The following is a 12,432-nucleotide window of genomic DNA, read 5'->3' on the forward strand; positions in this document are numbered from 1 at the left end:
CTCTAGATTAGCACACTTGCTGCGTGTCAGAAAACAGCGACCTTTAAGGTAAATTGTGGTGGAAATAATGGCCCTTTTGGTGTAGAAGTGGATTTGTCTTTTCTGTCGTAATTACTGAGTATAGGTAGGAGTAAGCACAATGCGCGAATATCGAACTAGCTCGAAGGATCTTTTTTGGTTTCTCGACAACCTCGTCTTTCTGGCGTTGATGGTAGTTCTGGTTTTTGTAGCGGCGTGTAGTGAGATGTTTGGCGATGGGCGGGAGAGGGCAGCTGCATTTACGGGGGGCGATAGTTCTTCTCCGGTGGAGGAGAAGGATATTACTTCAAAAAGTGAGAGCAGTCTTGGCGTAGGTGGCACTATCATAAATATTGGCGGGAGTGTAGTCGGTACTACTACCCAAGTAAGTGAGCTCTCGAAGTCAGAGAATCTATCTACAAAAACGTCAGTAGCGGCTAGGGCTGAGGCCCCTTCTCATGGCCTTGTTGCCCCATCCATTAAGTCGATTCGCGAGCTAGAACGCGGCAAACTCATAGCTAGAGACTTGCCACTGGAAGAGTTAGCCGTTAGTCGGGAGCACGCCAACGCTTTTTCTGGTTTTAAGCCACTTGACGACAGCTCGCTTCTAGCTATGGCCGATACCGGAGTTGCTTCAGACCGCACAGTCGCCGCTGGTGGCACTGTTTTTAGTCTCTCGTCCTCTGAGACCGGTTTTGTTGCAGAGCCGAGTAAGTCTAGTAGTAGCCTTATCCGCTCATCTAGCGTGGTTAAGAGTGAGAAACGAGAGGTAGCGGTGAAAGCTGATATAGAGCTTAAGCGAGCAGTTAAGCCTAAGGACTCAGTGGCTAAAGAAAATTCAGAGTCCGCGTCCGCCGAGGAAGTGGCAGCAGGAAGAGTCTCTAAAAAGGAAGAGGAAGAAAAGGAGCCGGAATTAATATCGCGCGACAAGCCGCTGGCTCCGCCATTAGCGGAAGAGGCAGATCTGAAAGGCTCCAGTCTTGCGCAGTCGCCTTCGGCGGAGCCGGCTCAGATGCGGTCTTGGGTGGAGGCTGATGGTGAAGAGCCTTTGGATGTATTGTTAGCTAAGTCGCTAGAGTCTGACGGTTCACGAGAAGCGGTGGCAACCGAGAAGCCTAGTATTAGTTTGACAACGGATGACGCAAATAAAGCATCTATTTCGCCAGAGGAGAGAAAGGTGGAGGAGGTTAAGCCGCTTAAAACTGAGGCAAAAATTTCGGCGGATGTAGAAAGCAAATCTGCTGGCAAATCCGAAAAATCGCTGGACGGTGCTGCACCGCGTGCCATGCTGGCATACCCCACTGCAAAGCAAGCCGGTGTGGTTGAAGATTCTGGACAAATAAGCGGCTTTATCCTTTGGTCATTTGTAGTGGTAGCCGTTGTTGCCATTGCGCTTTTGTTGTTGCTCATGGCTAGGATGGACGGAGAATTTAGAAGGTAAGGGATACCGAGGAGAGAGGCAGTGCTTAACGAATACATTTCAGTTGTGGTGATGATGTTGTTGTGTGCAGGGTTTTTGCTCGTAACACTTGTTTTGGCAATAGCAATTGGACCGCGCAAGTATTCTGAAATTAAGGACGATCCTTTTGAGTGTGGCACTGTGCCCAGTCGAGGGTTTGCTGATAGACTAAATGTCAAGTTTTATCTAGTAGCAATGATATTTATTCTTTTCGATGTGGAAATTGTATTTTTGTACCCCTGGGCAGTTCAAGTGCAGAGCTTGGGTTGGTCGGCATTCTTGGCGATGGTAACTTTTATGGGGGTGTTAGTGTTGGGATTGGCCTATGTTTGGAAGCGCGGCGTTTTGGACTGGACATAGGACTCGTTAGCTATGCAAATGCTAGTGCTAAGGAAACGAGCGCCTTTTTTGTGGGTGTTGTCGCTTTTGTTCTGCAACGCCTGTGCCTCGATGCTGGGCGATATTAGTTCTGCAGCGCCAGCACGCTCTGGGAGTGCATCGAGAGGGCGAAATTTTAGTGAGGCTCATTCTCGGACAGATGAAATAGAGAAGACAGCTTTCCCTACGCTATCTGGACTTGCTAGTGGCAAGGAACAGCCTTTAGAACCGGATGAGCTTAGCGAAGTCCTTAGGGATAGTGGTGAGCGATGGTTTTATGGCGATGGAATCGGCAAGACTATGATGAATGTCGGCGCGATTGCCATATGGCCTCCATATGCAATCTATGTTGTTGGCAATGCGGCTATTTCCATGGCCGGGTATGAACCAGTTCACATAACTAGTGCATTGCCCGAGCCAGCACGGGAAGAGGTGTTGTCGGTTTATGATTCGGTTACGGCAGTACCAGGAAAAATTAATTCAGCAATTGCTAAGGAACTTTCAGAAGATGGCGCTGAATAAACCTCGTAGATGTTCTTTAACTGCCTATGTCGAATAAGCAGCACACCAGTGTTGGCGTAGTAGTAAATCCCAGGCTCGAGCGAGCGCGAGATATTGGGAAAAACTTAGTAGAGTTCTTGATGGCGAATGGAGTTAAGTATGTCGCCAATGTATCGCTTGACGCGCCAATACTCGAATCTGTTGGGAATAAGTTTTCAGATGCAGTTTCTCGTGAGCAAATCGTCTCGCAATGCGATCCAGTTGTTGTTATTGGCGGCGATGGAACACTTATAGGAGTGGCGAGGCTTTCTGGGGAGCGGCCGATTTCTATTATCGGAGTAAATGTCGGCACTTTGGGATTTTTGGCGGAAGTTAGTCCTGAGGAATCTTGTGTTGTTGTGGATAATTTCTTGCAGGGGAAGTCGACGTCCGAAGTTCGCGCATTGTTTGAAGCCCGTTTACTGCGTGGAGGTAAAACAAGCCGCAGTTTTGTTGCAGTTAATGACATAGTGATCACTAAGGAGGGGATTGCAAGGCTCTTTAATATGGAGTTTTATGCGAACGACAAGTTTGCAGGCGTGATGCGTGGAGATGGTGTAATTGTTGCTACTCCTGGTGGCTCCACGGCATATTCCCTGGCGGCCGGTGGCTCTATTGTGCATCCGCAGGTGCAGGCAATGTTAGTTACTCCGATTTGCCCACATGCATTAGCTAGTCGCCCTTTGGTTTTGCCGGACAGCTTTTCGGTAAAATTTAGGGTGCTAGATTACTCTTCTGCCGATGGAGGACAGGTCTATTTAACTATTGATGGGCAGGAGGGAATGGCAATTTGCAGTGGCGATGAGGTAGAGGTGAGGAGATCGGCTCGTTCGGTGCGATTTGTAAAATCCTCCATTAGGAATTATTTTGATGTGTTGGCGAGTAAACTCAAGTGGGCTACGCGTTAACGCGATAACTGTGTTGGATAAGAATGCTGTTGGTTTTAAGGATAAGGAATTTAGCAATCATCGAAGAGCTGGAGGTCGAGTTCGGGCCGGGTTTAAACGTCATTACTGGCGAAACTGGCGCTGGAAAAAGCGTGTTGCTAAAGGCCATTGAGTTACTAGGGGGAAAGCGATCGTCGAGTAATTTGATTCGCGAAGGTGCGGAGGCTTGCGAGGTCGAGGCACTTTTTGTGTTGGACGAGCGTGCTAGAAAGAGTTTTAAGCTCGAGGAGGATTTGGGACTCGATATCGATATTGATAATGCTGATGATTTGCTTATTAGAAGAATTCTAGATCGCTCCGGTCGCAGTAAGTTTTACATCAATGGACGGCTTTCTACGGCAAATTGCGTGCAGCGCGTTTCTGGCTTTTTATTCGATATTACTGCGCAGAACCAGGCCCATTTGTTAGTTAGTGCGGAGCGCCATCGGGAGTTTTTAGATCAATTTGGCGTTAGCGATGATTTGTTGAGTCAGGTTGCAGAAGCCTATGGCGATTGGGGAGTGGCTAGCCGCAAGTTAGGAGCGTTAGAGCGGCAGAGTGCTGATATGCAAGTGCGCGTTGAGCAGTTGTCTGCTCAGGTGGAGGAAATTCGGCGCCTTGACATAAAGAGGGACGAGCGCCGAGAACTAGAGATTGAAGTCGCGAAACTGTCTTCGGTCGAACTTTTGGCTGAAGTATGTAGCGAAGCTTCGCTGTTGCTCGAAGATGATTCATCGGGAATATGTGCACAGCTTTCGCGATTGGAGGAAAGGATCGCTTTGGGAGCTGAGAAGGATCCCACATTGGCTCAGGTTGTGGAGTTAATTGAGCCAGCGGTAGCAAATATAGGCGAAGTACTTTTCTTTTTGCAGAGTTACTCTTCTAAATTAGAAGAGGATCCGACAAGAATTGAAAATCTGCGCGATAGATTGGCTGAGATTGGGAGGCTAGAGCGAAAGCATGGGAAGGCCATTAATGAAATACTTTCGCAGTGCGAAGACTGGGAGAGAGAACTTGCCGAGCTTAGTGGCACGTTGAGCGATCCGAAACATTTGCGTTTGGAGCTAGAGCAGAAGGATCTAGTTTTAAAGAAACTTGAGAAGGAGTTAAGCGCAGAGCGCCGCAAGGCTGCTCAGGCGCTTTCAAGGGTCGTTGAGGCGGAGCTATGCAAGCTAAATATGGCGCAGGCGAAGTTTATTGTGGAAGTTTCGGCTATCCAAGAGTCGTCGCGTTTTGGCCGCGACTATGTGCGTTTTTTGTTGGCGGCAAATCCTGGCCAGCCAGCTTGCCCTCTAGCTGATGTTGCCTCTGGTGGCGAATTGTCGCGAATCTTGCTAGTGCTTAAAACTATCATTAACGAAAGGGAGAGTGCACCACTGCAGATATTTGATGAAATTGATGTTGGTGTAGGTGGTGCTGTGGCTCACGTAGTTGGCGAGAAGCTAAAGAAAGTGGCTGAGTTTTCCCAAGTTATCTCTATTACTCATGCGCCACAGATTGCTTCTTTAGCCGAGCATCACTTTGTCATACGCAAGGATACCGCTAGCGGCGAAACTCGAACTTCCGTGTCGTCTTTGTCGAACTCTGCACGTGTCGACGAGATTGCGCGTATGCTGGCGGGAAAGCGCGTGACCAAGGAGTTTAAGCAGTCTGCTATGAAGTTGCTTGGCTTCAATGCTGAGGTTCTGTCGGAGTAGCGGAGTATGACTCATGTCGAAGGAGGGCGATAATTTCCGATTGTGTTGCTAGTGTTTAGCAATTTGCTTTTTGATAGTTTAGTTGCTATGCCTTATTTGACTCGCGTTTTGTTAGTGAGTTACCGAGTAATATAGGTGGGCCTATGCGGCAAATGCCGCAATGGCTCCTAGCTCTAGGGAGGGAGATGAGATTTTTCGATACCATTGGAGAGTTTTTTTCAAATGGGGCTTCTAACATTTCTACACCGCGTTTTATTGGCGCGGTGCTTACGGTAGTCGTTAGCTGCTTTAGTTTAGTTGCCTTAGTAAATCTAAGTATCGACAGCAGTCGCACGAAGTATATTTCGGAGAAGGAGTTTTCAAAAGTAGTTACTCAGTTAGCAAGTGCGGCTGAACGCGCGAGAGTTTACGAGGAAAACCTTTACAAGAAGGGTAGGGAACTCGATGCGGTTCTCGATTCTGTGTTGCATGCCGACGTTGTGGAGAATTTTAAACCCGCAGCTAACGAGCAGGGGGTTTCTAATGGACTTGGTGGTGGCGATGAGGATGCCGCTATCTTGACGTATTCTACAAATAAGTTGAGGCGAATTGAGGCTAACCAGGAAGTGAACGTGCGCGAGTTGGGTTCGCTAGAACTGATAGAGCGGGAGCTTGCTCGCTTGCGCTATTTCCCTATTGGTTATCCCGTTCATTATGGGAATGTGATTTCTGGATATGGCAAGAGAACCTCACCTTTTACTCACAGGAGTCATAAGCATCATGGCGTAGATATTCCGCTACCGAGTGGGACTCCGGTTTACGCCTCTGCGGATGGCGAGGTGGTCGTAGTTGGCTATCAGGGATCTTATGGGCGAATGGTGGTTGTAGATCACGGGAATGGATTTGAAACTAGATATGCCCATTTGTCGTCCTATTTAGTTAAGGTGGGCGCTAAGGTATCGCGCGGTGATAAGCTAGGCCTATCGGGCTCCAGTGGACGCTCAACTGGGCCACATCTACACTACGAGGTTCGTTTGGCGGGGAAGGCCAGAAATCCCTTTCCTTTCATGCGTTTAGCCTCGCTATTAAAAAGCATTCAGTAAATCCTTTAAGGGGCCGTAGCTCAGCTGGGAGAGCGCATGACTGGCAGTCATGAGGTCGTGGGTTCGATCCCCATCGGCTCCAATCCTTAAGTCGTTGAAATTACGACATATTGCAGAGCACTAAAATCACCAGGCTTTAGGAGCAAGATGTATTTAGGTGCAGAAAACTCAATAAAACTAGAACCTAGACTTAGGCTTAATGGCGATCATCCAATTAATTTTTGGCGGATCCTCAAACTCACTTTGCCAGCGTGCCTTTAGCTCCAGAACTTACCCTCGGAGCTATTGGGATACTTTAAACTGCCTGAAGTTCGTGCTGTTAAGTCATTGAAAAAACAGTGGTTTATGGCGTGTTTGTCTTGGCCTCGTGGCTCGGTGGCTCCGGTAGAGCTGAGGGGGAGGGAGCAGAGGGGCGACGAGGCGTTGGGAGGGGCAATTGCTTCGGACTGTAAAAAAAGCCTCATGTTTGCCGCTCGACAGCTTGCGGCTTGCCAAATTCCCTACTATAATTCCACGCGATTAATGTCGGGAGGGGAAACCAAAAGAGGCCTGGGGCTCGGTTAGTTTGTCTAGTCTTACAGGTTGTCTCGCGATCTCGATTCTCGAAAGAACACTGCTTGGGGGCCTGGTGGATAATGGAAGGCACCCTCATCAGTAATAGATACATTCTGTTAATTTCCACGAAACAATATGGATGAGATTGGCAGCGGACTGCGCCAACGCGAAGGGCTTTGGGAGCTGGTGGTTAGATCGCTAAGAAGTATTGGGGCGCTAATGTTTTATTGCCCGGCGCAGCTCTTTCTCTGGGGCATCTGCTTTTTCTGGGCCGAGAGGGCCGTAGCAGCTCCGGTGGATTTTTCCTACGTTGAAAAAATGGCGGAAGAATTATCTCGCAAGCCCCATCAGCCGCCAAGTGTGCATAGTTCGCTAGCTGGCCTTAGCTACGATGACTATCGCATGATTCGCTTCAATGCTGATAAAGCTCTTTGGAGGGGCCAGGCGTTGTTTGAAGCGCAGTTCTTTCACCTCGGTTTTTTGTTTTCCGTGCCAGTTCGCATATTTGAAGTCGATGGGGAGAAAGTCCAGGAAATAAGTTATTCGCGCGATTTTTTCACCTTCGATCCGCGTGTGGAAAAAAAAGTTAATGGCACTAAAATCGAGAAGTTTGCAGGTTTGAAAATTACCCATCCTTTGCACAAGGCCGATGTTTACGACGATGTGGCAGTTTTTCTGGGGGCATCGTATTTTCGCCTCGTGGGGCGAGAAGATCAGTTTGGCCTTTCCGCTAGGGGTTTGGCGGTCGATACCGCGGAGCCACGCGGAGAGGAGTTTCCCTATTTTTCGCACTATTGGCTAGTTAAGCCTCGGGCCGGTGATACCTATCTTACGCTCTATGCCTTGTTAGATAGTGCCAGTGTGGCTGGAGCTTATAGTTTTCTCATCCATCCGGGACAGCAAACTTCGGTCGATTGCCAGGCGACACTGTATCCACGCGATCAAAGTCGCAAGATGGGCATTGCGCCGCTTACGAGCATGTTTTTGCGCGGCGAAGCGGATGCTCGGGATCAGGGGGATTATCGGCCTGAAGTTCACGATTCTGATGTGTTGCTGATGCTAACTGGCACCAGCAAAGAGTGGATAGTTAGACCATTGATTCGCCGTGGGGAAGGAGTGCGCGTTACGCGCTATCTCGACATTAATCCTAAAGGGTTTGGTTTGGTGCAGCGCGATAGGCGCTATGAAAATTATCTCGACCTAGAGACTCATTACGAAAATCGCCCGGATTTTTGGATTGCGCCGAAAGGGCCTTGGGGAGCGGGCTCGGTTGAGCTCGTCGAGATCGCTAGCAAGTTCGAGTCAAATGACAACGTAGTGGCATATTGGGTGCCACAAGACACAGTGGATCGGCCCCTAAAACTGAAATATCGCATTACTGCCGGACGCGATGCCGTTAACTCCGATGTCGCGCAGGTTAAGCGCACCCTTTCCCAGTCTCTTGCAGAGACTGAGTTTTCTACGGCTGATGAAGAAAAAATCGCCAGGCGTTATTTGGTCGACTTTTCTGGTTCTGAATTAAAGGGCCTGGGAGCTAATCAGCCTCTTCATCCGAACTTGTTTTTGTCTAAGGGAAGCTTTCGCAATCTCACTATTCAGAAGGATGAGCTAACCGGGGACTGGCGAGTGGTTTTCGTGGCCATAAGAGATGTGGATACTGCTGTTGACATGAGACTCACGCTAACGCTTCGCGGTGAAACTCTAAGTGAAACATGGTTTTACCTTTGGGACGAATGAACGAAATTATAACTCGCGGTCGTTCGGTCTTTTTTTGGTGCCTGGTCGTGGCATCCAGTGCTTGGATGGCTTCTCGGATGTCCTACATTCTTCAGGGCGTCGATATATCCTGGCTGCAAGCCCCTATATTTCTACTGTTCGTGTCATGCTTTACTTGGATCTGTGTGCCCTTTTGGATTGCAGTTGCGGGTTTTTTTGTCATTTGTTTTCGCCTAAATCCCTTCGTTCTGGAGCGAAGGCTTCCGCTTAGGTCCCGGGGTAAGGAGTTAGAGAAGCGCCATGCCGTAGTAATGCCAGTGTACAACGAGTCATCGGCTTTGGTGTTTGGCGCAATGGCTGCTATGTATGACGAGCTTAAGGATTTAACAGAACTCGCTGCTAGTGAGCATTTTGACTTTTTTGTCCTAAGCGATACGCGCGATGCGGACCTAGTAGCCCATGAGTCTTCGCTATGCAAGATGCTAAGAGGAGAAGGTCGTCATAACTTTTATTATCGCCATCGACAGAACAATGTTGGCAGAAAGGCGGGGAATATAGAGGATTTTGTGGAGCGCTGGGGCGCTAATTACGAGTCGATGATCGTGCTAGATGCGGATAGCGTCATGTCTGGGAAAGTCATTGTAGAGCTTGCCTCATTGCTCGAGGCCAATCCCCAAGCAGCGCTATTACAGACCAGTCCCAAGGTAATATTTGCTAAGACTCTTTTTGGCCGGCTAATTCAGTTTACCTCGCGACTATACGGCACGTTGTTTTCTTACGGGGCAGCTTTTTGGCACGGTTCTAATTCAAATTACTGGGGGCACAATGCAATTATTCGCATTGAACCATTCCGCCGTCACTGTGGCTTGGGTGAGCTACCGGGTCGCGCTCCTTTCGGGGGGCAGATTCTTAGCCATGATTTTGTTGAAGCCGCATTGCTCCACTCCGCCGGTTGGGGCGTATACTTAATTCCTTGGTTGGCTGAATCTTTTGAGCAAGTTCCGCCGACTCCTTTAGAATATCTACAGCGAGATAAGCGATGGTCGCAAGGAAATATTCAGCACCTTAAACTTTTGTTTCGCCCGGAGCTGCTCGTATCTAGTAGAACATTCTTTGTTTTGGGTGCGCTTGCTTACATTAGTTCGCCGCTATGGCTATTGCTGCTGCTTTCCTCTAGTTTGGATGCGATATTAGAGGCACTGCTAGTTCACGAATACTTTCCCTCCGAGCATCAGCTTTTTCCCACTTGGCCAATATCGCGAGGTGAGGACGCGTTGTATCTGTTCCTCCTAACGGTCTTAGTGCTGTTTGGCCCGAAAGTTGGTGCCCTATTTCTCAATTTAAAGAGTCGCATTTCGCGACTTTCTTTTGGGAGCGTTAGCAATATTTTGTTTAGTGCACTGGCCGAGACGCTTTTTTTTACATTGTTTGCGCCTACCATGATGATGTTTCATTCGTGGTTTGTAGTGAATACGCTTTTAGGGAGAACCGTAACCTGGGACGTGCAGCAAAGAGATTCGCTAGGGCTTAGTTTTCCGCTAGCACTTTCGCGCTCGGGATGGATTGGCTTAGTTGGACTTAGCTGGGCGATAACTCTAGGGTTAATTAGTCCGACAGAGCTAGTGTGGATTGCTCCAATATTACTAGGGATGCTTCTGTCGCCCATACTCATATGGGCGGTTAGCAGTCCATATCTGGGAGAATTAAGTAAGAGATATGGCCTGCTGTTAGTTCCAGAGGAGATTTCTCCCCCTGGGATTTTAGCCAAAGTGCACAGCAACCAACTGCGCCTACAAGACCTCAATTTCGCTGCTGTCGTTGTCGAAGATTATACCCCTATGGAACTGAGGGCCGAGATGCCCACAAATCCGCTCTTTGTAAATTAGATTCGAATTTTCGTGTGGAGGTGTGCAAGGAACGCTTGGTTAATTGACAAAAAAAGATATTTCGCGCTAAATTGCTGCGCCACTTCAAAATCTAGCCAAGGATAGGCGTTTATTCCTGTTTGTTAGAAAAGTTTTTATCTTTCCATTATTAACCGTGTGTTCTGGAAGAAAGCTAAGAACTCTAGCACAGTTGGATATGTTTAGAAGTGGAGGAAGTTAGAAGTTAAGAAGTAGGAGAAGTTAGTATGAAGAAGGGACTTTTGTTAGCGTTGTTGTTAATAGTGTCCGGTTTTGTGGGTGTCGAACCTGCAAAGGCTGGCCCTGATACTGCCTCTAAGAGAGAGCAGGCGATAAACATATTGAGGGAGGCTCAGAACCTGACAACTGGCGATAAGGTTGCTGCGCTGGAGGAAGTAATTGAAGTAGTGCAGGCAGGAAACACAAACAACTCAGTTGTTGCACTAAACAAGCTCATGTCTAAGGAGGATGACGCTGAGTTGTTAGACATGGTATCCGATGCTTATTTTCTTATAAGACCGCAGGTAAAGGCTCAGCAAGAGTCCATGATGCCAAAGGCATCAGGAGTGTATACTAACGTATGGGGATATATTTGGTTATATGACTACGTCAAGGCCAAGTATGTAAAAACAACTGGGACATTGTATTGGTTTGATGTGACGAGGTCATACCTGTATTCCAAGACAGCCGTGCCTCTGACCGGCTACTACACTAGGATTTTTTATAGGCAGTATGACGTAAAGGTAACAACAACCAGTGGAGCGGTAATGTGGAAAGACAACATGTTTCCTCCTCTGTCTGACAGTCTAAGCGGTGGGTATGCCCGTAAAGATTTCTATGTTCGTTAGTTAATTAGCATTAGGGGGCGTGTAATCCGCACGTCCCTTAAGCTTCTAATTCTCGTCAAACGGCACGTTAATTATTGCGAAAACGGTGAAATCGCTCGACGCAAAAGGGCTTTAGCCAGATTAAGCGCGCGACGCGAAGCGCCGCGTCGGCCGGTGGCAAACTGCCAGAGTCCCCATAGTAGGTTCACTCCCGAACGCAGCAGTATGGCAAGGCGGAGCACGCTGGCAAAAACCGAATACTGTCGGCGACTTGCGTGCTTTCTCCAGTATCTCGCCATATTGCCGTACCAGATGTGAGCGAATTGAGCGTTGGTGATGAATTTCAGGCTATGGCCGCCAGCATGGATAGCTCGAGCGGAAGCTAGAAATGCCGAGAGCCAATTGCTCTCAAGAAGGCGTTTAGAAAAATCTACATCCTCAAACCACGCTGGCCAATATCGCTCGTCAAAGCCACTAATAGCTTTAAACGCGGCAGCTCTTACCATTAAACATGCGGCAGCTGGTTGCTCAACCAGAAAGGGATTTTTCGATAGGCAGACTTTAGAAGCTTCAGGGAACAGCGCTTCTCTAAAATATTTAGAAAAACAATAATCGTCCTTTCCAAGATAGCTCGCTGTCCAAGGGTTTGCCGGAAAAAGCCGATGCAAGTAGAACAACTCGGCAATTGTAGACCCCAACGTTGGAAAGCGCCTCGGTAAGTATCGCTCATCGATTTTTCCCGCTTCATCTCTAAGAAGTGGCGCAACTGCTCCGAGGTTATCGCAATTGTCCAGAGCCTCTATTAACTTAAAAATGCAGTCAGCTGAAATTTTAACATCGGGATTTAATATTAGTGCTGCCGCCGAGTTGTCGGCTTCCAAAGCCTTGTTAATGCCGCCGCCAAACCCTAAATTCGTAGGCAGTAAGTGAAAATTAAAACGCTGTCTAGCGCCAAACTTACTTGCCGCCTCTTTCGCACTATTGTCAGTCGAGGCGTTATCGATAACCGTTACCATAACATCGAGCGTGGCGCTTAATGTGGATATGCTTTCGGCGACACTGTTAAGGCAGTTCAATAGATGCTCGCCTGAGTTGAAGTTAATTATAACTATGTGGAGCGCATTTACGGGGTTAATACTTCTTGTGGAACTTAGCGCGGGTTCTGAAAGCGGTTTATCGCTAAAAAGCCTCGACATAGATAATTTACTCGCGCGGCGTTTTGTAAATAAACTTTTTCGTTGGCGGAGAGCCTTAGGCAGCAGGCGAAAAACACTAAAAAGCCCAGCAAGAGAACTGCGCTCAATAGTTAAACATGCAACTACTACGAGAA

At 48.1% G+C, this 12,432-nt stretch carries 10 protein-coding genes and 1 tRNA gene; 10 read left to right on the forward strand and 1 reads right to left on the reverse strand.

Features of this window, described 5'->3' with window-relative positions; translation table 11 throughout:
* Positions 1-139 precede the first annotated feature (139 nt).
* The 10 genes from IT291_01965 to IT291_02010 all read left to right on the forward strand — a co-directional run bounded on the left by IT291_01965 (position 140) and on the right by IT291_02010 (position 11,123).
* Positions 140-1,459, forward strand: coding sequence for a hypothetical protein (locus tag IT291_01965; GenBank protein MCC6219987.1), 1,320 nt, complete (start codon positions 140-142; stop codon positions 1,457-1,459).
* A 21-nt stretch (positions 1,460-1,480) separates the two neighbouring features.
* Positions 1,481-1,837, forward strand: a complete 357-nt coding sequence (locus IT291_01970; protein MCC6219988.1) for an NADH-quinone oxidoreductase subunit A — start codon at positions 1,481-1,483, stop codon at positions 1,835-1,837.
* A gap of 12 nt (positions 1,838-1,849) precedes the next feature.
* Positions 1,850-2,377 carry a hypothetical protein gene (locus tag IT291_01975; protein ID MCC6219989.1) on the forward strand — a complete coding sequence of 176 codons (528 nt, stop codon included), beginning with the start codon at positions 1,850-1,852 and terminating at the stop codon, positions 2,375-2,377.
* A gap of 26 nt (positions 2,378-2,403) precedes the next feature.
* Positions 2,404-3,303: an NAD(+)/NADH kinase gene (locus IT291_01980; GenBank protein MCC6219990.1), complete on the forward strand. Its 900-nt coding sequence runs from the start codon at positions 2,404-2,406 to the stop codon at positions 3,301-3,303.
* Between the two features lie 29 nt (positions 3,304-3,332).
* Positions 3,333-5,018, forward strand: coding sequence for a DNA repair protein RecN (gene recN / locus IT291_01985; GenBank protein MCC6219991.1), 1,686 nt, complete (start codon positions 3,333-3,335; stop codon positions 5,016-5,018).
* Between the two features lie 185 nt (positions 5,019-5,203).
* Positions 5,204-6,100, forward strand: coding sequence for a M23 family metallopeptidase (locus tag IT291_01990; protein ID MCC6219992.1), 897 nt, complete (start codon positions 5,204-5,206; stop codon positions 6,098-6,100).
* A gap of 9 nt (positions 6,101-6,109) precedes the next feature.
* Positions 6,110-6,182 (forward strand) — tRNA-Ala (locus IT291_01995).
* Between the two features lie 608 nt (positions 6,183-6,790).
* Positions 6,791-8,392, forward strand: a complete 1,602-nt coding sequence (locus IT291_02000) for a glucan biosynthesis protein (GenBank protein ID MCC6219993.1) — start codon at positions 6,791-6,793, stop codon at positions 8,390-8,392.
* Positions 8,389-10,257 carry a glucans biosynthesis glucosyltransferase MdoH gene (mdoH, locus tag IT291_02005; protein ID MCC6219994.1) on the forward strand — a complete coding sequence of 623 codons (1,869 nt, stop codon included), beginning with the start codon at positions 8,389-8,391 and terminating at the stop codon, positions 10,255-10,257. Before IT291_02000 ends, mdoH begins: the two co-directional genes overlap by 4 nt.
* Before the next feature lie 245 nt (positions 10,258-10,502).
* Entirely contained in the window at positions 10,503-11,123 is a 621-nt protein-coding gene (locus tag IT291_02010) for a hypothetical protein (GenBank protein ID MCC6219995.1), read from the forward strand.
* A 71-nt stretch (positions 11,124-11,194) separates the two neighbouring features.
* Here the strand turns inward: IT291_02010 and IT291_02015 are convergent, their stop codons facing one another.
* Positions 11,195-12,298 carry a glycosyltransferase family 2 protein gene (locus tag IT291_02015; GenBank protein ID MCC6219996.1) on the reverse strand — a complete coding sequence of 368 codons (1,104 nt, stop codon included), beginning with the start codon at positions 12,296-12,298 and terminating at the stop codon, positions 11,195-11,197.
* Between the last annotated feature and the right edge of the window lie 134 nt (positions 12,299-12,432).

It is taken from the genome of Deltaproteobacteria bacterium, from assembly GCA_020845775.1.
Taxonomy (GTDB): Bacteria; Bdellovibrionota_C; UBA2361; order SZUA-149; family JADLFC01; genus JADLFC01.